Source organism: Rhodococcus sp. IEGM 1351 (assembly GCF_030056875.1).
Lineage (GTDB): Bacteria > Actinomycetota > Actinomycetes > Mycobacteriales > Mycobacteriaceae > Rhodococcus_F > Rhodococcus_F opacus.
The window spans coordinates 204,090-227,916 of record NZ_JASHKU010000004.1 but is presented as its reverse complement, the minus strand read 5'-3'; the positions used below and the strand labels follow the sequence as shown (position 1 = coordinate 227,916).

20 protein-coding genes are annotated in these 23,827 nt (G+C 68.0%); 16 read left to right on the top strand and 4 right to left on the bottom strand.

Features of this window, described 5'->3' with window-relative positions; genetic code table 11:
* Positions 1-253: 253 nt before the first annotated feature.
* Positions 254-1,066, bottom strand: coding sequence for an IclR family transcriptional regulator (locus QM806_RS09040; protein WP_054247194.1), 813 nt, complete (start codon positions 1,064-1,066; stop codon positions 254-256).
* Between the two features lie 198 nt (positions 1,067-1,264).
* Here QM806_RS09040 and QM806_RS09035 point away from each other — a divergent pair, with 198 nt between their 5' ends.
* Both QM806_RS09035 and QM806_RS09030 read left to right on the top strand, forming a co-directional pair.
* Positions 1,265-1,609, top strand: coding sequence for a bifunctional 3-phenylpropionate/cinnamic acid dioxygenase ferredoxin subunit (locus tag QM806_RS09035; protein ID WP_005253983.1), 345 nt, complete (start codon positions 1,265-1,267; stop codon positions 1,607-1,609).
* Positions 1,606-2,784: an NAD(P)/FAD-dependent oxidoreductase gene (locus tag QM806_RS09030; RefSeq protein ID WP_169692945.1), complete on the top strand. Its 1,179-nt coding sequence runs from the start codon at positions 1,606-1,608 to the stop codon at positions 2,782-2,784. Before QM806_RS09035 ends, QM806_RS09030 begins: the two co-directional genes overlap by 4 nt.
* 8 nt (positions 2,785-2,792) lie before the next feature.
* Here the strand turns inward: QM806_RS09030 and QM806_RS09025 are convergent, their stop codons facing one another.
* Positions 2,793-3,593: an IclR family transcriptional regulator gene (locus QM806_RS09025; protein WP_043793547.1), complete on the bottom strand. Its 801-nt coding sequence runs from the start codon at positions 3,591-3,593 to the stop codon at positions 2,793-2,795.
* Between the two features lie 339 nt (positions 3,594-3,932).
* On the opposite strand from QM806_RS09025, the gene QM806_RS09020 reads away from it, so the two are divergent.
* The 4 genes from QM806_RS09020 to purU all read left to right on the top strand — a co-directional run bounded on the left by QM806_RS09020 (position 3,933) and on the right by purU (position 8,885).
* Positions 3,933-6,395, top strand: a complete 2,463-nt coding sequence (locus QM806_RS09020; protein WP_043793549.1) for a GcvT family protein — start codon at positions 3,933-3,935, stop codon at positions 6,393-6,395.
* Positions 6,392-7,018 (top strand): cyclodeaminase/cyclohydrolase family protein, encoded by a 627-nt coding sequence (locus QM806_RS09015; RefSeq protein WP_064080654.1) that lies wholly within the window; start codon positions 6,392-6,394, stop codon positions 7,016-7,018. The genes QM806_RS09020 and QM806_RS09015 overlap by 4 nt, the downstream gene beginning before the upstream one ends.
* Positions 7,015-7,908 carry a bifunctional 5,10-methylenetetrahydrofolate dehydrogenase/5,10-methenyltetrahydrofolate cyclohydrolase gene (locus QM806_RS09010; protein WP_064080655.1) on the top strand — a complete coding sequence of 298 codons (894 nt, stop codon included), beginning with the start codon at positions 7,015-7,017 and terminating at the stop codon, positions 7,906-7,908. The genes QM806_RS09015 and QM806_RS09010 overlap by 4 nt, the downstream gene beginning before the upstream one ends.
* Before the next feature lie 128 nt (positions 7,909-8,036).
* Positions 8,037-8,885, top strand: a complete 849-nt coding sequence (gene purU / locus QM806_RS09005; RefSeq protein WP_005572856.1) for a formyltetrahydrofolate deformylase — start codon at positions 8,037-8,039, stop codon at positions 8,883-8,885.
* Between the two features lie 65 nt (positions 8,886-8,950).
* On the opposite strand, the gene QM806_RS09000 is transcribed toward purU, so the two are convergent.
* A complete protein-coding gene (locus QM806_RS09000; protein ID WP_005253976.1) occupies positions 8,951-9,622 on the bottom strand; it encodes a GntR family transcriptional regulator in 672 nt (223 codons plus the stop codon).
* 113 nt (positions 9,623-9,735) lie between these two features.
* On the opposite strand from QM806_RS09000, the gene glyA reads away from it, so the two are divergent.
* The 10 genes from glyA to QM806_RS08950 all read left to right on the top strand — a co-directional run bounded on the left by glyA (position 9,736) and on the right by QM806_RS08950 (position 20,415).
* Positions 9,736-11,061 (top strand): serine hydroxymethyltransferase, encoded by a 1,326-nt coding sequence (gene glyA, locus QM806_RS08995; RefSeq protein WP_005572857.1) that lies wholly within the window; start codon positions 9,736-9,738, stop codon positions 11,059-11,061.
* Entirely contained in the window at positions 11,061-12,296 is a 1,236-nt protein-coding gene (locus tag QM806_RS08990) for a sarcosine oxidase subunit beta family protein (RefSeq protein ID WP_054247201.1), read from the top strand. The genes glyA and QM806_RS08990 overlap by 1 nt, the downstream gene beginning before the upstream one ends.
* A gap of 33 nt (positions 12,297-12,329) precedes the next feature.
* Positions 12,330-12,608, top strand: a complete 279-nt coding sequence (locus tag QM806_RS08985; RefSeq protein WP_005253973.1) for a sarcosine oxidase subunit delta — start codon at positions 12,330-12,332, stop codon at positions 12,606-12,608.
* The gene (locus QM806_RS08980; protein WP_283291110.1) at positions 12,605-15,469 is read left to right on the top strand and encodes a 2Fe-2S iron-sulfur cluster-binding protein; all 2,865 of its coding nucleotides are present in this window, start codon (positions 12,605-12,607) and stop codon (positions 15,467-15,469) included. The genes QM806_RS08985 and QM806_RS08980 overlap by 4 nt, the downstream gene beginning before the upstream one ends.
* A complete protein-coding gene (locus QM806_RS08975) occupies positions 15,462-16,055 on the top strand; it encodes a sarcosine oxidase subunit gamma (RefSeq protein WP_054247205.1) in 594 nt (197 codons plus the stop codon). The genes QM806_RS08980 and QM806_RS08975 overlap by 8 nt, the downstream gene beginning before the upstream one ends.
* Positions 16,056-16,133: 78 nt before the next feature.
* Positions 16,134-17,033: a dihydropteroate synthase gene (folP, locus tag QM806_RS08970; RefSeq protein WP_283291108.1), complete on the top strand. Its 900-nt coding sequence runs from the start codon at positions 16,134-16,136 to the stop codon at positions 17,031-17,033.
* Positions 17,030-17,731: an aminotransferase class IV gene (locus QM806_RS08965; RefSeq protein WP_133984873.1), complete on the top strand. Its 702-nt coding sequence runs from the start codon at positions 17,030-17,032 to the stop codon at positions 17,729-17,731. The genes folP and QM806_RS08965 overlap by 4 nt, the downstream gene beginning before the upstream one ends.
* Before the next feature lie 153 nt (positions 17,732-17,884).
* Positions 17,885-18,298 carry a glycine cleavage system protein H gene (locus QM806_RS08960; RefSeq protein WP_005253968.1) on the top strand — a complete coding sequence of 138 codons (414 nt, stop codon included), beginning with the start codon at positions 17,885-17,887 and terminating at the stop codon, positions 18,296-18,298.
* 4 nt (positions 18,299-18,302) lie between these two features.
* A complete protein-coding gene (locus QM806_RS08955) occupies positions 18,303-19,685 on the top strand; it encodes an L-serine ammonia-lyase (RefSeq protein WP_005572862.1) in 1,383 nt (460 codons plus the stop codon).
* Position 19,686: 1 nt separating this feature from the next.
* Positions 19,687-20,415 (top strand): hypothetical protein, encoded by a 729-nt coding sequence (locus tag QM806_RS08950; protein ID WP_037203085.1) that lies wholly within the window; start codon positions 19,687-19,689, stop codon positions 20,413-20,415.
* On the opposite strand, the gene QM806_RS08945 is transcribed toward QM806_RS08950, so the two are convergent.
* On the bottom strand, positions 20,361-23,789 hold the full coding sequence (locus tag QM806_RS08945) for a serine/threonine-protein kinase (RefSeq protein ID WP_283291103.1): 3,429 nt from the start codon (positions 23,787-23,789) through the stop codon (positions 20,361-20,363). The two genes, QM806_RS08950 and QM806_RS08945, sit on opposite strands and share 55 nt — an antisense overlap.
* Positions 23,790-23,827 lie beyond the last annotated feature (38 nt).

Below are 23,827 nucleotides of genomic sequence, written 5' to 3'. Positions count from 1 at the left end.
CCGCGGCGACCGTTCGAACAGCGGGCAGCTGTTCCCGCCGAGTCATCGCGGCGTCAGCATTGTTGCGTCATCAGCAACGCTATGCGATTTACACAACTTAGACTGTGGCCCGCGGACGTGTCAAACATCACATTCGGCACTTCTTTCGCGGACGAGACACGACCGAAACACCGCGTTAACCGCGGACGGCCGAAACCCGGGCAAACGGGACTATCCGCTCGTCCCGCCTTGAGGGAGAAGCACTTCCGGGCGTTCAGTCATCCGCGCCGACGGATTGCTGCGCCTCGATCCGCGCGACCGCGTCGGCGAGTTCGAGCGCCACGGCCTCGAACCGTTCGGGCGCCAGCCGGTACTCCGGCCCGGATACACAGATCGACGCGACGATCCGGTTGGTGACCTTGCTCCGCACCGGCACGGCGATGGAATTGAGCCCCGCTTCGAGTTCCTCGGCCGTGGACGCCCACCCTCGCGACCGCACGCGCTCGAGTTCGACGTCGAACGCCCGGAAGTCGGTGATCGTGTTGGGAGTGAGCGGGCTCAAGTGCGGCCCCAGCCGGCTCCGGAGCTGGCCGGACGTCAATTCCGAGACCAGGACCTTGCCGGTCGCGGTCGCGTGCGCCGGGGTCACCTGACCCACCCACGTACGCAGCGCGACGTGGCGATCACTGCGGGCCTCGAGCACGTTGAGGGTCGCCGCACCGTCCAGCACCGCGAGGTTGACCGTCTCCCCGAAGGCGTCGGCCAGGCGGTCGCACTCCGGCTGCGCAACCTCGACGAGCCCGCTCTGCGCGACCGTGGCCTCGGCCAATCGCACCACCGCGAATCCGAGCTGATACTTGCCGCGGACACCCGCTTCCTCCACGAATCCTCGTTGCTGCAGCGATGCGATCAGGCGTGACACGGTCGATTTGTGCACGCCGAGCCGCACGGCGATCTCCGAGGCGCCGACACGGCCTTCTGCCGCGACGATCTCGAGTACGTCGATGGCGCGTTCCACCGCGTGCACGGTCTTCGCCTTTCCTTCCGTTCCCTGGGCCGCGGGCGCCGTTGCCTCGGATTCACTCATGCCCCGAGGTTATGCCCACCGACTTCGGGAACGCAGTTTTTACACGCGAATGCTTGACACCGTGGGGCAGCACCGGAGAGCATTGTGTTGCACAGCTTGCAAGTCGTCGCGCATAGCGCAACAACCGCTCCACAACTTGTCCTTCCTCCCCGACGCTTTCGGAGGTATCGAGTGATTCTCGATAACGATTCCCCAGTTGTGACCCACCCCGGCGCCACGGCCTTCCCCGTGTGCGAACTCGTGACACTGCCCGTGGGCGAAGTCGTCACGGTGACCCCGCCGGGCATGGCTGCCATCTCCGTCTTCCACACCTCCGACGGTCTGTATGCCATCGACGACACCTGCACCCATCAGGACGCCTCCCTCGCCGACGGCTGGGTCGAAGGCTGCACCGTCGAGTGCCCGCTCCACGAAGCGTGCTTCGACCTCCGCACCGGAGTGCCGTCGGGTCCGCCGGCCAAGATCGCAGTCCGCACACACGATGTGTCGATCGTCGACGGCACCGTGCTGCTTCATCTCGAAGAGAAGGGCGACGCCCGATGAACACTGTCCCGAATTCCATTGTGGTACTAGGTGCTTCACTCGCCGGATTGTCGGCGGTCCGCGCACTGCGCGAGAAGGGATACGCAGGCCGCCTCGTCGTGGCCGGGAGCGAGCAGTCCCTGCCCTACGACCGGCCGCCCCTGTCCAAGGAATTTCTCACCGGCGACCTGACCGACGAGGACCTCCTGTTGATGAACAGCGACGACGACACACTCGACGTCGAATGGCGCATGAACCGAACGGCCACCGGTCTGGTTCGCTCCCCCGACGGGATCCACCGCGTCACGTTCGACGACGGGTCCCACTTCGACGCCGATGCCGTCGTCCTCGCGACGGGCGCGCGCGCCCGGACCCTGCCCGGACACTCCCGTCTCGCCGGCGTACACACGCTCAGGTCGGTCGACGACGCACGCGCACTGCGGGATTCGCTGTCACGTGCGCAGAACCTCGTCATCGTGGGAGCCGGCTTCATCGGAGCGGAGGTGGCCTCCAGCGCGGCCGGCATGAGCCTGAACGTCACCGTCGTCGAGGCCTCGCCCACGCCCCTCGCCGGCCCGCTCGGCATCGAACTCGGGGCGATCTGCGCAGGACAGCATGCCGCACACGGCGTCCGGCTCCTCACCGGGGCAGTCGTCTCCGCACTGCTCGGTGACGACGCGGTCGAAGCCGTCCAACTGAGTGACGGAACGATCCTCCCCGCGGACGCCGTGGTGGTCGGAATCGGGGCCGTCCCCAATGTCGAATGGGCAAGCGATTCGGAACTGATGATCGAAGACGGTTTCCTCACCGACTCGTCGTGCCGCACGAACGTGCCCGGCGTGTACGCGATCGGCGACTGCGCACGGACTTTCGACGACGCCCACCAGGTGCACCACCGAAGCGAGCATTGGAGCAACGCCGTCGCACAGGCCGCCACCGTCGCCGACACGATCATGGCCACACCGTCCGGGCCCGCCGCGATCCCGTACTTCTGGTCCCACCAGTACGGCAAGATGCTGCAGTTCGCCGGGACGAGACACAGCACCGACGAGGTCCGATTCGTCGACGGCGACCCCGGAACCGGTACGTTCGTGGCCACCTACGACCGGGACGGCGACACCGTCGGCGTCTTCGCGATGAACAGTCCCCGGCTGTTCACCCGGTACAAGAAGCAACTCGCCAGGTCGCGGGCCTGATGCCGGCGCTACGAGACGGCATAGCCCAATCGGCTGCTGATCTGCTGGGACGTGTCGAGTGCGGCGCGGGCGACGTCCTCGAACCGTTCCGGCAGCAGCCGGTAGGCGGGGCCGGACACACTCAGAGCAGCAATCATTTTCGACGTGTAGTCCCGGATCGGGACGGACACCGCGTTCAGCCCGAGTTCGAGTTCCTCCTCGGATTCCGCCCACCCCCGCTCGCGAATGGTTTTCAGCGATTCCACGAGCGCAGGCACATCGGTGAGAGTTTTCTCCGTGAGAGCAATCGGAGTTTCTCCCACCCGCTCCGCGAGTTCGCTGTCGGACAATTCCGTCAGCAACAACTTTCCACTCGCCGTCGCATGTGCCGGGCTGCTCTGACCCACCCAGGTATTGGTACCGACGCCGGACGGACCGTCCGCTTTGACGATGCTCACCGATCGATTGCCGTCGAGTATCGACACATTGACGCTCTCTCCGACAGTTTCCGCCAGTTCGGCGCACAATTCCTGACTCTGCCGCACCAGATCGCCGTCCGGCGACGCGGTGCGGGCCAGACGGACGATGGAATTGCCGAGCTGGAATTTTCCCCGGTTCTTCAATTGGGCGACGTAACCTCGCGAATCCAGAACGGCGACGAGGCGCGACGCGGTCGACTTGTGGACACCCAGCTCGTCGGCGATTTCCGTGACGCCGGCGGTACCGAGCCTGGCCAGGATTTCGAGTACCGCCAGCGCGCGGTCCACTGACTGCACAGCGCCGGACGGCCGGCTCCGATCTCCATTCGAGTTATCGTCCAATTCAGTCATCGCGACTTCAGGATAGGCGACATCACCGTGCGACGGTTACCTCCATCCACACCCGGTTCCGCGTCATCACCGTCGCGCACGGTGCACATTTCCGCGGTCGATCGCGGAATTGCTGCTATTTCCTCAACCAATCATCGTGGAATTACCCGCAATTCGGGGTTGACCCCCTTACTCTTCCCGACCTAATGTGTTGATATATCAGTTGTCGATGTCGGGTTGGATCAGTCCGATCCGTTTCGCAATTCACAGTTCTTCCCGGCGCCGTTCGAGCCAACACCGAACACCGAATCTCCCGCTACCTCGCCACACACAGGCACCCACCCAACCAGGAGGACCATTATGGGGTCACCGCGCGTAGTGATCATCGGAGCCGGCATCGTCGGCGCGAACCTGGCCGACGAGCTCACCGCTCGCGGCTGGGATCGGATCACGGTTCTCGACCAGGGACCGTTGCCGCTCACCGGAGGCTCCACGTCACACGCACCGGGCCTGGTGTTCCAGACGAACGCGTCCAAGACGATGACCGAATTCGCCCGGTACACGGTGGAGAAGTTCGTCGGACTCGACGTGGACGGCGAATGGTGCTTCAACCAGCTCGGCGGGCTCGAGGTGGCCACCACCCCCGAGCGACTCGCCGATCTGCACCGCAAGCAGGGCTGGGCCACCTCCTGGGGCATCGAGGGCGCCGTCCTCGACCCGGCCGAGTGCGCGAAGCTGCACCCGCTGCTGGACGAGAAGCGGGTTCTCGGCGGGCTGTACGTGGAGACGGACGGCCTCGCGAAGGCGTCCCGTGTCGTCGTCGCGCTGGCCCGGCGGGCCGAGGCCCGCGGTGCCGTGTTCCAGGGTTCGACGAAGGTGATCGGCATCGAACAGAGCGGCGGCAAGGTGACCGGCGTCGCCACCGCCGACGGTGTGATCCCCGCCGACATCGTGGTGTCCTGCGCGGGCTTCTGGGGTCCCGACATCGGCGCGATGGTGGGCATGGACGTCCCGCTGCTTCCCCTGGCGCACCAGTACGCGAAGACCGAGCAGATTCCCGAACTCGTCGGCCGGAACACCGAACTCGCCGAGGCGGGCTTCCCGATCCTGCGCCACCAGGACCAGGATCTGTACTTCCGTGAGCACGTCGACCGCCTCGGTATCGGCACGTACGCTCACCGCCCGATGCCGGTGAACCTGCGCGACCTGGACGCGAGCGACGACGTGTCCGCGTCCGACATGCCGTCGATGCTGCCGTTCACGGAAGAAGACTTCGCGCCGTCGTGGGAGCAGAGCAAGTTGCTGCTGCCGTGCCTCGAATCCGCGAAACTGGAGGCCGGTTTCAACGGGGTCTTCTCGTTCACCCCGGACGGCGGACCGCTCATCGGCGAGTCCCCGGACGTCGCCGGGTTCTGGATCGCCGAGGCAGTGTGGGTGACACACTCCGCCGGTGTCGGCCGGGCGGTCGCGCAACTGCTCGTCGACGGCCGCTCCGAGGTCGAACTGCACGGCTGCGACGTGCACCGCTTCGAGGAGATCCAGCTCGCACCCGACTACGTCAGCGAGACGTCGCAGCAGAACTTCGTCGAGATCTACGACGTGCTGCACCCGCTGCAGCCCAAGGAGTCTCCCCGCGACCTGCGAGTCAGTCCCTTCCACGCTCGCCAGAAGGAACTCGGCGCCGTGTTCCTGGAGAGCTCCGGCTGGGAGCGCCCGCACTGGTTCGAATCCAACGCCCATCTGGTGCAGGACCTTCCGGCCGAATGGCAGCCGCCGGCCCGGGAACCGTGGGCGGCGATGTTCCACTCCCCCATCGCCGCGGCCGAGGCCTGGCGCACCCGCACGTCGGTGGCGATGTACGACATGACACCGCTGAAGCGGCTCGAGATCAGCGGTCCCGGCGCGCTGGCCCTGCTCGACCGGCTGACGACCGGCAAGATGGACAAGTCCGTCGGGTCCGTCACGTACACGCTCGCGCTCGACGAGACCGGTGGCGTCCGCAGCGACCTCACCGTCACACGACTGTCCGACACCGTCTTCCAGGTCGGCGCCAACGGCAACCTCGATCTCGACTACTTCCGCCGCCAATCTCCGGACGACGGCAGTGTGCAGATCCGGGACATCACCGGCGGCACGTGCGGGATCGGGTTGTGGGGTCCGCGAGCCCGGGATCTGGTGCAGGCGCTGAGCTCCGACGACTTCACGAACGAGAACTTCAAGTACTTCCGCGCGAAGCAGGTCCGCATCGGCGGTGTTCCCGTCACGGCGATGCGTCTGTCGTACGTCGGCGAACTCGGCTGGGAGCTGTACACGTCCGCCGACAACGGTCTGCGACTGTGGGATCTGCTGTGGGCGGAGGGGCAGAAGTACGACGTCATCGCCGCGGGCCGCGCCGCGTTCAACAGCCTGCGGATGGAGAAGGGTTACCGCTCGTGGGGCAGTGACATGACCACCGAGCACAACCCCTACGAGGCCGGTCTCGGTTTCGCGGTCCGACTGCAGAAGGGCGACTTCCGTGGGCGTGACGCGCTCGACGGCGTCTCCGACGAGACGGTGGAGCGGCGCCTGGCGTGCCTCATGATCGACGACCGCACGTCGGTGGTCCTCGGCCACGAGCCGGTGTTCGTCGACGGACAGCCCGCCGGGTACGTCACGAGCGCCGCGTTCGGTCACACGGTGGGGGCGCCGATCGCCTACGCCTGGCTTCCCGCGAACGCGACCGTCGACACCGCGGTGGAGATCGAGTACTTCGGACGCCGCATCCCGGCAACGGTCGTGGCCGAGCCGCTCGTCGACCCCGAGATGAAGAAGATCCGGTCATGACCCTCCGAGACGACACGATCGCCGGATTCCTGGACTCGCTCGCCGCTCGGACCCCCGCGCCCGGCGGCGGCGCGACCGGTGCGCTCCACCTCGGCCAGGCAGCCGCGCTGGTCTCGATGGTCGCCCGCTACACCACCGGCAAGAGGTACGCCGACCACGGGATGCTCGTCGAACGCATCTGCGCCTCAGCAGATGCGTTCCGCGAGAAGGCACTGCAGTTCGCCGATGACGACATGGCGGCTTTCACGGCCGTCATCGACGCCTACCGCCTCCCCCAGGACACGGACGACGAAACGGGTGCCCGCACGTCGGCGATCGCGACCGCCCTCGCCGGCGCCGCCGCGGTCCCCGCCGAGGTGGTGGTCGCGGCAGGCGACGTCGTCGCACTCGCCGACGTCCTGCTGCCGGTGGCGAACCGCACCGTCGTCAGCGACGTCGCGGCCGCCGCCGAGGCTGCCCGCGCAGCCGCCACCACCGCCCGGGTGAACATCGAGGTGAACCTGCCGGGTATCACCGATCCGGACACCCGCCGGGCCCTCACCGAGTGCCTGTCCGGCGTCGACGCGATCGTCGAGCGTGCCGACGCAGTCACGACACGAGTACGAAAGCAGCTGAGTTCATGACCAGAAGCCTCGGTGGCGCCGAACTCGCCACCTCCATCCGCAACGACGCGTCCGTCGCCGCCGCAGCCCTCGCCGAAATCGGGGTCCGGCCCAAGCTGGCGGTCGTGCAGGCCACCGACGACGAATCGACCGCCTGGTACGTGCGTTCCATCGCGTCGGCCGCGAAACGCACCGGAATCCTCTGCGACATCGTCGATCTCGGCGCCGCGGCGTCGACCGAGCAGATCCGCAGCACGCTCGTCGAACTCGGCCACGACCCGGACGTCCACGGAATCATCCTGCAGACACCCCTGCCGGACGGAACCGACCTCGACGCCCTCCGGGAGGCGATCAACCCCGCCAAGGACGTCGACGGCGCGAACCCGGTCAGCCTCGGCCGCCTCGTCGCGCGTCTGCCCGCGTTCGCGCCCGCCACCGCACAGGCCGTGATCGCCCTCCTCGATCACCACGGAATCTCCCCGCACGGCAGGACGGCCGCGGTGGTCGGCAGATCGACGGTCGTCGGAAGTCCCGTCGCGCATCTGCTCGTGCAGCGCAACGCGACGGTGACCGTCTGCCACCGGCACACCACCGACCTCGCCGCCGGCACCCGTGACGCCGACATCCTCGTCGTCGCCGTCGGCATTCCCGGACTGATCACCGCCGACCACGTCGCCGACGGCGCCGTCGTCATCGATGTCGGGACCACCGCGACCGCGGACGGCCGACTGCTCGGTGACGTCGACGCCGCGGCCGTCGACGGCCGGGCGGACGCGCTGACCCCGGTCCCCGGCGGGGTGGGACCGGTGACCACGGCGTTGCTGCTCAATCACACGGTCGACGCCGCCGCGACCCAGTACGCCCAGACTCGATCGGACTCCCTGCTCGCCGGGTTCCGTAGCAGCGTCTGACTCCGTCTCCACCCCTTGACCCGCTCGTCCAGCCTGAAATAGCATGGGCCCATTCTGATATATCAGTTCGCTCGGACTGACACCTTAAGTAGTGACACCATAACCAGTCCGGCATCGAGGAGACCCACATGACCCAGACCTTCACCCTGACGCTCAGCTGCGCTCAGCGTCCCGGGATCGTTCACGCAGTCAGCTCCTTTCTCTTCGAGCAGAACTGCGATATCGCCGAGCATCAGCAGTTCGACGACACCCGGAGCGACGCATTCTTCCTCCGCACGTCGTTCGTGTCGGCGGAAGATGTCGACATCGAGCGCCTCACGGCGGAATTCGGGAGCGTCGCCGCGAAATTCGGCATGACGTTCAACTTCAACGGCAGCGACCTGCCCCGGGTGATCGTGATGGTCTCCAAGATGGGTCACTGCCTCAACGACCTCATCTTCCGCTGGCGAGCAGGCAACCTCGGCGCCGAACTCGTCGCCGTCGTCTCCAATCACGAGGTGCTGCGACCGATGGCCGAGGCCGCCGGGCTGCCGTTCGTCCACGTCCCGGTCACACCGACCACCAAGCCGCAGGCCGAGGCCCGGCTGCTCGAACTCGTCGAGGAGTTCGACGCGGATCTCGTGGTCCTCGCCCGGTACATGCAGGTGCTGTCGGACGACGCGTGCCGCGCGCTACGCGGACGGGCCATCAACATCCACCACTCGTTCCTGCCCGGTTTCAAGGGCGCCAAGCCCTACCACCAGGCGTTCGATCGCGGCGTCAAGCAGGTGGGGGCCACCGCCCACTACGTGACACCCGATCTGGACGAGGGTCCCATCATCGAGCAGGAAGTCATCCGCATCGACCACTCCTTCGACCCGGCGCGACTCGCCACGGTCGGGCAGGACGCCGAGGCCCTCGCGCTGTCGCGGGCCGTGCGCTGGCACTGCGAGAACCGCGTCCTGCTGCACGGTCATCGGACGGTCGTCTTCAGCTGAGGCGCTTCGCGCCCGTGCGCCTTTTTGGTAGCTCCCGCTACCAGAAAGGCGCACGGGCCGGAGGCCTACAGCAGGTCGCGGATGGCCTTCTCGAAACCGGCGACGTGGGCGAGGGTGAGGGACGAGGCAGTGCTCTCGTCGCCGTCGACGATGGCCCGGAGCAGGGACACATGCTCGCGGACGTGGCTGGCGACGTCGGGCAGCCGGTCGAGGAAGAGGCACCAGATGCGGGTGGCATGCGCGTCGAGGCTGACGAGGATGTCCTCGAGGTGAGGGTTCCCGGACGCCCGGTAGATCTCGCGGTGGACGCGCACGTCCTTGCGCAGGACTTCGCGCGGATCTTCGCTGTCGTCTATCTCGGCGATCTCGTCGGCGAGCGCGGTCAGCCGGGCTCGCGCGTCCGGGGACGCCGTCCGGGCCGCCCGGGCCGCCGCGGTGGGTTCGAGTTGCTTGCGGATCTCGGAGATGTCGGCGAGGTCGGTCATGTCGACGGCGGTGGCGAACGTGCCGCGACGCGGGTAGGCGACGACGAGGCGTTCCCGCTCGAGGCGCTTGAGCGCTTCCCGTACCGGTGTCCGGCCGAATCCGAGTTCCTCGGCGAGACGGTCGTCGTTGATCGGTTCGCCGGGCCGGATGTCCAGCATGACCAGGCGTTCGCGCACGATCTCGTACGCGCGGTCGGCGTTGGTGCCGCCGTTCGACGCCGTGTCCGCGACCGATGAATGCGCCAGGCTCATGTTCCGTCTCCCTGATTTTCCGGAGCTATTGACCTTTGTCCGGTGCTGACCTTACTCTACTTTCCAGTTGATATATCAGTTCGAAGTCAACTGACCTTCCAGAAAGGCGAACCATGACCGTGGACACCGCACACCTCACCGAGGTGGCAGCAGCGAACCCGACGCTGACTCATTCGCTCGCCGATCTCGACCCCGCCGTGCACCAGGCGATCGCGGCCGAGCTCGAGCGACAGCAGGGCACCCTGGAAATGATTGCCAGCGAGAACTTCGCCCCGCTCGCGGTGATGCAGGCGCAGGGGTCGGTACTGACGAACAAGTACGCCGAGGGCTACCCCGGACGCCGCTACTACGGCGGATGCGAGCACGTCGACGTCATCGAGCAGCTCGCCATCGACCGCCTCACCGCACTGTTCGGTGCGAAATTCGCCAACGTGCAACCGCACTCCGGAGCGCAGGCCAACGCCGCCGCGATGTCGGCACTGCTGAAGCCCGGCGACGGCATCCTCGGCCTGGACCTCGCGCACGGCGGTCACCTCACGCACGGAATGAAGCTGAACTTCTCCGGCAAGCTCTACGACGTCGCCGCGTACCACGTCCGCGAGGACGACCATCTCGTCGACATGGACGAGGTGGAGCGTCTGGCCCGGGAGCACCGCCCGAAGCTGATCCTCGCCGGCTGGTCCGCCTACACACGCCAGCTCGACTTCGCCGCGTTCCGTCGCATCGCCGACGAGGTCGGCGCGTACCTCATGGTCGACATGGCGCACTTCGCCGGACTCGTCGCCGCCGGACTGCATCCCTCCCCCGTCCCGCACGCCCACGTGGTCACGTCGACGACGCACAAGACGCTCGGCGGTCCGCGCGGCGGTGTCATTCTCACCAACGACGAGGCATTGGCGAAGAAGTTCAACTCCTCGGTGTTTCCCGGTCAGCAGGGTGGTCCGCTCGAGCACGTGATCGCCGGCAAGGCCGTCTCGTTCAAGCTCGCCGCCGAGCCCGAGTTCCGGGAGCGTCAGGAGCGCACGCTCGCCGGTGCGAAGATCCTCGCCGACCGCCTGCTGCAGGACGATTCGCGGGAGGCGGGCATCAACGTCGTGTCCGGCGGCACCGACGTGCATCTGGTGCTGGTGGATCTGCGCAAGTCCGAGCTCGACGGTAAGCAGGCCGAGGACCGGTTGCACCGGGTGGGAATCACAGTGAACCGCAACGCGGTCCCGTTCGACCCGCGTCCGCCGATGGTCAGCTCCGGGGTGCGGATCGGTACTCCCGCGCTCGCGACCCGCGGTTTCGACCTGGACGCGTTCACCGAGGTCGCCGACATCATCAGCTACGCGCTGCGGCCGGCCACCGACGAGGCCGGGCTCGACGAACTCCGCAGCCGCGTCGACGCGCTCGCGCTGCGTTTCCCGCTCTACCCCGACCTGACGGAGGCGAACTGATGAGTGCCACCCAGCCCCCCGGCGCGCACCTGCCCGACCACCCCGACTTCCTGTGGCGCAACCCGGAACCGAAGAAGTCGTACGACGTCGTCATCGTCGGCGGCGGCGGGCACGGCCTCGCCACCGCGCACTACCTGGCGAAGAATCACGGCATCACCAATGTCGCGGTGTTGGAGAAGGGCTGGCTCGCGGGCGGCAACATGGCCCGCAACACCACGCTGATCCGGTCGAACTATCTGTGGGACGAGAGCGCCAAGATCTACGAGCACGCCCTGAAGTTGTGGGAGGGCCTCGAGGACGATCTCGATTACCCGATCCTGTTCAGCCAGCGCGGCGTCCTCAATCTCGCGCACAGCCTGCAGGACGTCCGCGACAGCGTCCGCCGGGTGGAGGCGAACAAGCTCAACGGCATCGACGCCGAGTGGGTCGGACCCGACGAGGTCAAGAAGCTGTGCCCGCTGGTGAACATCTCGAGCGACATCCGCTACCCCGTCCTCGGCGCGACGTATCAGCCGCGGGCCGGGATCGCCAAGCATGACTACGTGGCCTGGGGTTTCGCGCGCCGCGCCGACGAGGCGGGCATCGACATCATCCAGAACTGTGAGGTCACCGGGTTCGTCACGGACGGCAACAAGGTGACCGGGGTGAGCACCACCCGCGGCGACATCGCCACCGGTCAGGTCGCGCTGTGCGCGGCCGGGCACACCTCGACGCTCACCGACATGCTCGGCATCGCCACCCCCGTGCAGTCCCACCCGCTGCAGGCGCTGGTCTCCGAACTGCTCGAGCCCGTGCACCCGACCATCGTGATGTCCAACGCCATCCACGTCTACGTCTCGCAGGCGCACAAGGGTGAATTGGTGATGGGCGCCGGTGTCGACTCCTACAACGGGTACGGCCAGCGCGGCGCGTTCCACATCATCGAACGTCAGATGGCGGCCGCGGTGGAGTTGTTCCCGGTGTTCGCCCGCGCGCATCTGCTGCGCACCTGGGGCGGCATCGTCGACGTGTGCCCCGACGCCTCCCCGATCGTCGGACGCACCCCATACGACAACGTGTATCTCAACTGCGGTTGGGGCACCGGCGGATTCAAGGCCACCCCGGGGTTGGGCTGGTGTCTGGCGGACACCATCGCGAACGACGAACCGCACGAGTTCATCGCACCGTTCAGCCTCGACCGGTTCGTCACCGGCGCCCTCGTCGACGAGCACGGCGCCGCGGCCGTCGCGCACTGATCCCCCGTCGCGTACTGAAATTCAGGAGCCACAATGCAACTCATCGAATGCCCGTGGTGCGGGTCCCGAGAGGAAACCGAGTTCCACTACGGGGGCGAAGCCCACGTCCTGTATCCCGAAGACCCCGAATCGCTGACGGACGAACAATGGGCACATTTCGTGTTCTTCCGCGCGAACCCGAAAGGTCTTTTCGCGGAACGGTGGAACCACAGCGCCGGCTGCCGGCGCTGGTTCAACGCCGTACGCGACACCGCCACCTACCGATTCCACAGCGTCTACCGCTTGGACGAGCAGAAGCCGACGATATCGTGAACGCACCCTTCCGCACCCGCCAGGGCGGTCGCCTCGACCGCGACACCTCCTACACCTTCACGTTCGACGGCCGGGAACTGACCGGTCACCCCGGTGACACGCTCGGTTCGGCCCTGCTCGCGAACGGCGTCCACCAGATCACCACCAGCATCAAGCTCGGCCGGCCCCGCGGCATCACCGCGGCGTGGGCGGAGGACACCGGCGGTCTCGTGCAGATCGAGGAGCCGTTCCCCGAGCCGATGCTGCTCGCCACCACGATCGAGTTGTTCGACGGTCTCGTCGCCCGCGGCATCCCCGGTCAGGGACGGCTCGCCGAGATCGCTGATTCGGCGAAGTACGACGCGAAGCACGTCCACACCGACGTCCTCGTCGCCGGCGCCGGACCGGCCGGTCTGGCCGCCGCTCTCACCGCGGCCCGGGCAGGTGCGCGGGTGGTGCTCGTCGACGAGCAGGGCGAAGCCGGCGGAGACCTGCTCGGCAGCACGGACCTCATCGACGGCGCCCCCGCCCTCGACTGGGTCGCGGCCGCGGTCGCCGAACTCGCGACCTACCCGGATGTGCTGCACCTGCAGCGCACCACCGCGTTCGGCAACTACGACGACGGCTTCGTCCTCGCGCTGCAGCGTCGCACCGATCACCTCGGTGTCGAGGCTCCCGCGGCGCTGAGCCGCCAACGGGTCTGGCGGATCCGCGCCCGGCACATTCTCGTCGCCGCCGGCGCGCACGAGCGTCCCGTCGTCTTCACCGACAACGACCGCCCGGGCATCATGCTCGCGCACGGCGCCCGCACCTTCCTGCACCGCTACGGTGTCAAGGTGGGCGAGCAGGCCGTCGTGTTCACCACCAACGACAGCGCGTACGAAGCCGCGATCGACCTGCACGACGCCGGGGTCCGCATCAACGCGATCGTCGAGGCCCGCGACGAGGCACCCGCCCGCTGGCAGCGCGAGTGCGACGCGCGCGGCATCACGATCCGTACGGCGTCGGTGGTGTCCGGCACCCGCGGCAACGGCCGGATCAGTCACGCCGTCGTGTCGCACCGCACGGACACCGATCACCGGTTCCGCGTCCCCCTCGCCTGCGACGTCCTGCTGGTCAGCGGCGGCTGGAACCCGGCCGTGCACCTGTTCTCCCAGGCCCGCGGCAAGCTCCGCTACGACGAGAACCTCGGTGCCTTCGTGCCCGGCGAGGACCTCGACGGAGTCTCCGTCGCCGGGTCCGCGAACGGTGTGTTCGACCTGGACGGGTGCCTGCGCGACGGGCAGACCGCCGGCCAGTCGATCATGCGCGACCTCGGCTACACCGTTCCCGAACGCACGATCGACCCGGAACCTGCACCCGCGATCGAACAGTCCACTCCGCTGGTGCTCTGGCGGGTGCGGGACGTCGCCGGTGAGGACACCCAGTTCGTCGACGTGCAGCGCGACGCGACGGTCGCCGACCTCGCCCGCGCGGTCGGCGCCGGAATGACGTCGATGGAGCACATCAAGCGCTACACCACCATCGGCACCGCGCACGACCAGGGCAAGACGTCCGGTGTGATCTCCTCCGGCATCACGGCCGAACTGCTCGGCAGGCCGATCGAGACACTGGGCACCACCACGTTCCGGCCGCCCTACACCCCGGTCGCGTTCGCCGCCCTCGCCGGCCGCAGCCGCGGCGCCCTCTTCGACCCCGAACGGGTGACGGCACTGCACGATTGGCACGTCGGCCGCGGCGCGGTGTTCGAGGACGTCGGCCAGTGGAAGCGTCCCCGCTTCTACCCCCTCCCCGGGGAGGACATGGACGCCGCCGTGCTGCGCGAATGCGCCGCCGTGCGCCGCAGCATCGGCATCCTCGACGGCTCCACCCTCGGCAAGATCGACGTCCAGGGCCCCGACGCCGGGGTGCTGCTCGACATGGTCTACACGAACATGATGAGCACCCTGAAGGTCGGCATGGTCCGCTACGGCGTCATGTGCGGCGTCGACGGCATGGTCATCGACGACGGCACGGTGATGCGCCTGGACGACGACCGGTTCCAGGTCTTCACCACCACCGGCGGCGCCGCGAAGATCCTCGACTGGATGGAGGAATGGCTGCAGACGGAGTGGCCCCACCTGAAGGTGCGGCTCACCTCGGTCACCGAACAGTGGGCCACGTTCCCCGTCGTCGGACCGCGCTCCCGCGACGTGATCGGTGAGGTCTTCCCCGACCTCGACGTCACCAACGACGCGTTCCCGTTCATGGCGTGGCGCGACACCTCCCTCGGCGGCGTCCACGTACGGGTCGCGCGGATCAGCTTCTCCGGCGAACTCGCGTTCGAAGTCAACGTCGACGGCTGGCACGCTTCCGCGGTCTGGGCGCGCCTGATCGCCGCGGGCGAGAAGTTCGACATCACCCCGTACGGCACCGAGACCATGCACGTCCTCCGCGCCGAAAAGGGTTACCCGATCATCGGTCAGGACACCGACGGCACGGTCACCCCGCAGGACCTCGGGATGAGCTGGGCCGTGTCGAAGAAGAAGCGCGACTTCATCGGGAAGCGCTCCTTCACCCGGGCCGAAAACCAGAACCCGCTGCGCAAACAGTTCGTCGGGCTGCTGCCCCTCGACAAGCAGACCGTGCTGCCCGAGGGCGCACAGATCATCGAAGAGGCGTTGGACGGCATCCTGCCGCCCGCACCGGTGCCGATGCTCGGGCACGTCACGTCGAGCTACCTCAGCGCCGAACTCGGCCGCCCGTTCGGGCTCGCCCTCGTCAAGGGCGGCCGGGCCCGGCTCGGCGACACCCTGCACGTCCCGGTGGACGGAAACCTGGTCGCCGTCGAGGTCACCGGTTCCGTCCTCGTCGATCCCGAAGGAGCACGCCGCGATGGCTGACACCCTCGTCCCCCTCAGCCCCCTGCACGGCTGGGACCAGAAATTCTCCGAACTCCCCGAGTCGGTGACCATCACCGAGGAACCGTTCGTCACCATGGTCGACCTGTGGGTCGACCCGACCGGACCGGGAGCCGCGGCCGCCGCAACGGTCCTCGGGTTCGACCTCCCCACCGCGGCGTCGACGTCCGCCGGCACCGACGCGATGACCGCGGTCTGGCTCGGTCCCGAGGAGTGGCTGGTCACCACGCGGTCACAGCCGGCGCCCGCGCTCGAATCGGACCTGCGGGCGGCGGCGGCCCCCCACGGCGGTGCCGCGATCGACGTCTCCGGACAGCGAACCACCCTGCGGCTGCGCGGCACTCACGCCCGCGACGTCCTCGAGAAGGGTTGCTCACTGGATCTGCATCCCACGGTGTTCGTCCGCAGCACTGCGGCGCAGACCATGCTCGGCCTCGCGGGCGTGATCCTGATCGCGCTCGACGACCGGGGAACCGACTACCGGATCCTCGTGCGGTCGTCGTTCGCCCGGTATCTCGCGGAGTGGCTGATCGACGCCGCCGAGGAGTTCGGCGTCGACCCCGTGTAAGCGACAGCGCCGGTTCGGTGGACGGCACGGCGTCGTCCACCGGACCGATCCCCCCCTTCTGGAAGGAGGTGCGCCCGAATGGTTCCGTTCCCGACGCTCACCGCCACCGGCCCCGGCCGACTGCTCGAGGCTCTCGCACGCGATGTTCCCCTGGTCTGCGGCATCGTGAACGTGACCCCGGATTCGTTCTCCGACGGTGGCCGATACCTCGACACCGAGGCCGCGGTCGAGCACGCCCTGTCTCTGGTCGCGGAGGGCGCCGACCTCCTCGACGTCGGGGGCGAGTCGACCCGTCCCGGGTCCCGCCCGCCGTCCGTCGCGGAGGAGATCGCGCGCGTGGTGCCGGTAGTCGCGGCACTCGCGATGTCGACGTCGGTCCCGATCTCGGTCGACACCTCGAGACCGGACGTCATGCGGGAGGCGGTTGCCGCCGGCGCGTCGATGATCAACGACGTTCGTGCCCTGCGACTTGCGGGTGCACTGCGGGCTGCCGCCGATCTCGACGTACCCGTGTGCCTGATGCACATGCGCGGCGAGCCCGAAACGATGCAGACGTCGCCGGAGTACGGCGACGTCGTGTCCGAGGTGCGCCGGTTCCTCGTCGACCGTGTCGGCGCCTGCCGGGGCGCGGGAATTCCCCTCGAGCACCTCATGGTCGATCCGGGTTTCGGCTTCGGCAAGACCCTCGCCCACAACCTTGCACTGTTGTCCGAGCTTGGGCAGATCACGGATCTCGGTGTTCCCGTGATGGCCGGACTGTCCCGGAAAGGCATGCTGGGCACGATCACCGGTCGCAGCGTCGACCACCGTCAGGCCGCCTCGGTGGCCGCTGCGCTGATCGCCGCACAGAACGGGGCAGCTGTACTCCGAGTGCACGACGTGGCCGCCACCGTGGACGCGGTGTCCGTGCTCCGCGCGCTCGTATATCCTGGTCGCGCCAACTCCAGTCCCGCGTCGAATCGAGCCTTCGCATTGTGAACAGCTCCGTGTCCGCCGCCGGCCTCGCGACGATCGATGCTGCTGGGGTCCAGCCGATCGATACCGTCGCGGCGCAGCTGATCGGTGCCGGTGCCCAGCTGATGGAGACGATGTTTCACGATCCGCGGACCGGCCTGCGGCACGCGGAGCGTCACCTGCGGCGTCTGGCCCGTTCCGCGGCCGTGCTCGGGTACGAGTTCCGGGAACGTGACGTCCGGCGCCGACTCACCCAGCGGCTGTCCGGCGTCGGGCCGGCTCGGGTCCGCGTGCGCCTGCACCGCGACGGCGGTGTGGACGTCGACGTCTTCGGGCCGCCGGTCGCACCCGCGTCGGTGTCTCTCGTGCTCGACGACGAGCCCGTCGACTCCCGGGACGTCCTCCTCGGACACAAGACGACGTTGCGCGAGCGATACGACCGCAGACGACACCGCCATCCCGGGGCCGGCGACGTCGTGCTGGTCAACGAACTCGGGCACGTCACCGAGACCACGATCGCTAATCTCGCCGCCCGGATCGACGGCGTCTGGTGGACGCCACCATTGGCGTCGGGGTGCCTGCCGGGTGTCGAGCGGTCCTGGCAGCTCGACCGCGGGCTGATGCGCGAACGCATTCTCACGCCGGGCGATCTCCTGGCCGCCGAGGCGCTCGCCGTGACGAGCTCACTCAAAGGCGTGCTGCCCGCGACCCTCCGGCCGTAGCCTGCGTCGTTTCCGGATGTAGTGCACACCACCTCTTGACCCGCCTCCGCACCTGACCTACTGTTATCGCACACACTGATATATCAATATCAGACCTATTGGATCACACGCGCGACTCCGCGACCACAACGCCCGACTGTCAAAGGAAAAGGCATGAGAGCTGGAAAGATTCCCTCGGATCGACGGTTCACGGCGACACACAGCTGGTTGGCCCTCGCACCGGGACAGAGCTTCTCCGACTACCCGCTCCGGGCCGGGGTCACGGACACGGCACTCGACGAGATCGAGGTGGTCGGGCTTGAACTTCCGGCAGTGCGCAGCACGATCGAGGCGGGCGCACCCTGCGCGCTCGTCTGGACGTCCGCGCGGACCGTCGTCACGGTGTTTGCGCCGATCAGCGGACTCGTCACGATGACGAATGACGACGCCCTCGCGAACCCGCAACTCGTCGCCGACGACCCGTTCCATCGCGGCTGGCTGTTCGCCGTCCTCCCCTCACCGACGTCGTCCGCCTACGGACTTCTCACCCCCGCGCAATACACACACGAACTCAGTGAGGCGGTGTAATCCCATGACCATCAGCGTGTTCGACCTGTTCTCCGTCGGCATCGGCCCCTCGAGTTCGCACACCGTCGGACCGATGCGCGCCGCCGCACGGTTCGTCTCCGACCTCCGCGCTCTCGACGCCCTGCCCGCAGTCGCGGACATCCGCGTCGACCTGTACGGGTCGCTCGCAGCCACGGGAGCGGGCCACGGAACGATGTCCGCGGTGCTGCTCGGACTCGAGGGGTACTTTCCCGAGAAGATCGAGACCGAGGAGATGGAACGACGTCTCGAGGAGATGCGCAGTACCCGGCACATCAGGGTCGGCGGATCCCACGAGGTCGCGCTCGCCGAGGACGAGATCGTCCTCCATCCGCTGACCATCCTGCCGCTGCACCCGAACGGGATGAAAATAACCGCGTCCACCGCCACCGGCGTCGAGATCCACAGCGAAACCTACTTTTCCATCGGCGGCGGCTTCGTCGTCACCGAAGCGGAGAGCGCGGAGCCGCCGGCCACCGCCACCGGCGGTCTGTCGTTCGGGTCCGCCAAGGAACTCCTCGACGTCGCGGCCCGCCACGGCTACGCCATCAGTGACGTGATGCTCCAGTTCGAACGCGAAACGCGGTCGACCGTGGAGATCTACGAGCGGCTCCTGCATATCCGCGACGTCATGGTGGAATGCGAGAAGCGCGGGATCGCGCGCGACGGAATTCTTCCCGGCGCTCTGCGCGTGCGCCGGCGCGCACGGGACTGGTACCTGCGCCTGAATAAGGAAGACCCGCACCGTGATCCCGCATTCGCCGAGGACTGGGTCAACCTCGTCGCGCTGGCCGTCAACGAGGAGAACGCATCCGGTGGCCGGATCGTCACCGCGCCGACCAACGGGGCCGCGGGCATCATCCCCGCGGTGCTGCACTACGCCGTTCACTACACCCCGGCTGGGAAGTCGGATCCCGACGACACCGCGATCCGCTTCCTCCTCGCCGCCGGCGCCGTCGGATCGCTGTACAAGGAACGCGCGTCGATCTCCGGAGCCGAGGTCGGTTGCCAGGGCGAGGTGGGTTCCGCGGCGTCCATGGCCGCTGCCGGGCTTGCGGAGATCCTCGGCGGCACAATCGAACAGGTGGAGAATGCCGCGGAGATCGCGATGGAGCACAGCCTCGGACTCACCTGCGACCCCATCGAAGGACTGGTGCAGATTCCGTGCATCGAACGCAACGCGATCTCGGCGGGCAAGGCCATCAACGCCGCTCGCATGGCCCTGCGCGGCGACGGCACCCACCGGGTCAGCCTCGACCAGGTGATCGAGACGATGCGCTCGACCGGCGCAGACATGCTGTCGAAGTACAAGGAAACGTCGACCGGTGGTCTGGCCGTCAACGTCCCGGTCAACTATGTCGAGTGCTGACATGATCACCGACGAACTTCGCCTTCTCCCCGCCCGCGCCGCGCACTTCATCCGGCGGCACCCGGTTCCGAAGCGCGGCGACTTCGCACCCGAGACCCGTCTGTCAGTGCTCGACGTCCTCGTGCACTGCGCACCGGTCCGCGGCGACGCGTTCGTGGCCTTCCAGCTCCTCAGCCGGCGCGAGCTGCCCGGCTCGTACCTTCTCCACGTCGACGTCGTGGACGACGCGCTGTCCGCCCTCGACACGTTCGCCGTCACCGAGTACGAATGCGAGCAGAGTTTCGGCCCGAACTGGCAGGACGTCGTGCGACACGCCGTGGAAGCGGCAGCCCTCCTGCACGGGCACTTCGGAGCACTCACGCGGACGACAAGCGTCGCCGACAGCCGACGACGGCTCGGCGCCTGGGCCTGCGCACGCGATGCGGCCTGGGAAGCGGGCCGGATCAAATCCTGGTACCGCGCCCAGGACGCCGCGTGGGAACGGCACTTCATGGACGAGGCGACAGTGCGCGAGGACGAGCAACTGTGCGCGGACATCGCGACCGCGGTGCGCGACGCGGCAGCAGCGCACGCCGTGTCGGATCTCGTCGGGCGGCACGATTTCACCAGCGCACACTTCGACACACTGCTCGCCCCGTGGCGGACGGCCGCCGCGCACCTGCTCCCGCGGGATGACTACTGCGCGGCCGCGAGCACAGTGTCGACGAAAGTCCGCGGCAGGTCGGGGTGACCGTTCTCCCGCAGCGCCGACAGCGCCGCGACGACGTTCGGGCCGCCGTCGGGTAGGAACCGGTTCAGCCCGTGCCGGGCGCACTCCACCGCCGCCGGCAGCAGCATCGCCTGCGCCTCGTCGCGGCGTCCGGCCGCCCACAGGCACGACACGAGCAACCGGACCGCCTGCAGGCAGGCCCGGTGCCGCCCGGTCCCGTCGAGTTGCCGAACCCAGTCGTTCGCCCATTCGCACGCGAGATCCGCGTCCGCCGGATCGCCCCGCGCCGCGAGCAACGTGATGGCCGCCTCTTCCTCGAGTTGTGCCGTCGCCAGGTCGAGGCCGTTCGCCGGGGTGCGCCGGGTCTCGCGTGTGACGGGCACGAACCCGGGTGCCGGGGGCAGCCCGATCCGCACCCGCTCATTGTCGACGGCGGCCCGCAGCCGGGGCAGGGAGAACGTCTCGGCCGTCCGCACCCCCTCGTCGAGTTGTCGTGCCGCGCCGTCGCGATCGCCGCGCACCGCCATGATCCGCGCCCTGAGGCAGTAGTGCCGGATCATGAAATCCGGTGCGCCACCGAGCGCGGCCGCGTCGAACGTCTCGTTGAGCAGCTCGTCCGCTTCATCGACCCGGCCCTGCTCGTAATGGACCTCGGCGAGTAGTGCGCGGGTGAGTCGCGCATGTTGCGACTGCGTGTTCTCCGCCTCCCGGACAAGCTGGAACGCCTTGCGGTACAGCTCCATCGCACCGCCGACGTCGAGCTGCTCGAACTTCGCGAGTCCGGCGAAACAGTACCCGTAGGCGACGGAGTACGGTCCCGTGTTCTGCCGGTGGTACGGGGCCGCCCAGCTCTGCCTGCGGTGGGCGTCCTCGAACCGGAATTCACACGTGTCCACGAACGTCTCGATGAGAGCGGCCATCGACACCACGAAGGGGTGGTACTCCGTGGGATGGGCGAGGCATTCGGTGACGAGCTCTCGCACCCCCTCGATGCGGTCGGCGGTCACCTCGATATCACCTTGCAGGACATCCGCTTCCACCCGGAGCTGGGCGGCGCGACGCTCGGGCATCTCGCCGCTGTCGATCTGCTCGAGCGCGCGGGTTCGGGCGGTTTGCGCGAGTTCGAGTCGCTGGAGTTCGCAGTTCGCCCATCCGATGGTGAGCTGCAGCCGCGGGCTTGCGTCCACCAGGTCGGCGGGCAGCTTCCCGATCAGGCAGAGCAGCGTCGACATCTGTGACCGATCGAGGAGGTAGAGGTCGTCCTCCTCGAGCAGTTCCACCGCTCGCTGCGGTTCACCGGCCGCGAGGATGTGGTCGACGGCCTCGCCCAGCCGGTGCCGTTTCCGGAACCAGTCGTATGCCCGGCGGTGCAGATCGGTGATGCGCCCGGGGTGGTCCCGTTCGAGACGCTGATGGAGGATCTGCGCGAACAGGTGGTGATAGCGATACCACTGGCGGTCGTCGCCCGTCCTCCCGAGGAACAGGTCACGGGCAACGACCTGCTCGAGTTTCGCTTGCCCGTCCTGCACGCCGCCCAGCGCCGACGCCAGATCGCCGCACACCTTGTCGGGGACGGACGTGGCGAGCATGAAGTCGAGCATGTCGGGTTCGAGGGCGTCGAGCACGTTCTCGGCGAGATACTCGCCGATCGCGTCGGTCCCCGTCCGGAGCTGTTCGATCAGGTTCTCCGGAGTTCCGGCTTCGCGCAACGACAACGAGGCCAACTGCAGTGCCGCGATCCAGCCGTCGGTCGATTCCCGGAGTTGTTCGATCTCGGTGTCCTTCAGGGGAACCTGTACCCGGTCCGACAGGAAGTTCTGCGATTCGCCGAAATCGAAACACAGGTCGTCGGACGCTATTTCGTTGAGTTCGTCGAGCACCCGCATCCGGCTCAGCGGCAGCCCCGACCGGCTCCGGCTCGCCACGACGATCTTCAAGTGGTGGCAGCCGTTGTCGAGCAGGAACTTCATCGAGTCGATCGGCCCGGAGCCAGTGATGCGGTGCCAGTCGTCGATCACGACGACGAGGGCCTCCTCGCTGTCGTGAAGCCGGTTGATCAGCGACGTGAGGACGAACCGTTCGACCGCGTCCCCGTGCTCCTCCAGCGACTGGCCCAGATCGGTGACGACCTCCGGGCGTACCCGCCTGATCGCCTCGACGAGGTGGGTGAGAAACCACATCACGTTGTTGTCGTCCCGGTCCACGGTCAGCCACGCGACCGCCGTCCCGCCGTCGACCAGGTCGTCGCGCCACTGGGCGACCAGACTGCTCTTGCCGAACCCGGCCGGCGCGTGGACGAGCGTCAGCCTGCGGTCCCGGCCCGCGCGGAGGACGGCGAGGAGCCGCCGGCGCGGCACGAGCTGCCGGGTGGTGGTGGGTGGGCGGAACTTCGTCACCGGCGCGGGCGGGGTCGGCGGCGTCCGCACGTTGTACGGGAGCCCGGGGCCCCGGGACCGGGTGGATTCGCCGGCATGATCGTGCAGCTGCTCGGGTGCCCGCCGAACCGGGATGTACATGTCGTCGACGACGACACCGTTGCGTCGCTCGACCGCCCGGAGCTCGTTGCCGAAGTCGGCGGCGCCGCCCGGCCTGTCCTCGACCGCGCGGGCCATGGCATGTTCGACTGCGCTGCACACGTCGTCGGGGATTCCGGCATCCCGCAGGTCGGGGACCGCCTGCCTGGAGATCCGCAGGAACTGCCCGACGACCTGCTCACCGCTCCGGCGCTCGTACGCCGCATGCCCGGTCAACGCGCAGAACAGGGTGGACCCGAGACTGTAGACGTCCGACTCCACCGTCGGTGGCCTTCCTTCGAGCACCTCCGGCGCGGTGAACGCCGGGGACCCGGTGATCGAGCCTGCCGTCGTCTCGAATCCGCCGGAGACGCGGGCGATGCCGAAGTCGGTCAATTGCGGCTCGTCGTATTCGGTGAGCAGGATGTTCGCGGGTTTGACGTCGCGGTGGAGCATCCCACCGCGATGCGCGGTCTCGAGGGCGCCGGACATCTTGATCCCGAGCCGCAGCACCTCCTGCCACCCGAGGGGACCCGACCGACGGATCTGCGCATCGAGGGAACCGAACGAGTGGTACGGCATGACGAGGAACGGCCGCCTGCTCCGGGTGACACCGACCTGGTAGACGGCGACGATGTTCGGGTGCCCGGACGTCCGGCCCATCGCCCGTTGCTCGCGCACGAACCTCGTCACGTTGTCGGGGTCGAGGTTCGACGTCAGGACCTTGACGGCCACCGTGCGGTCGAGGTCCTCCTGCAGGCAGCGGTAGACGACCCCGAACCCGCCGCGGCCGATCTCCACGGCATCGTCGAACCCTGCCGCGGCCAGCTCGGTCGTGATCTCCGGCTGGCGCTGGGTTGCCCACGGATCGTCGTTCGTCATCGGCCCTGCACCACCTCTGACACGCTCCACCCAGAATA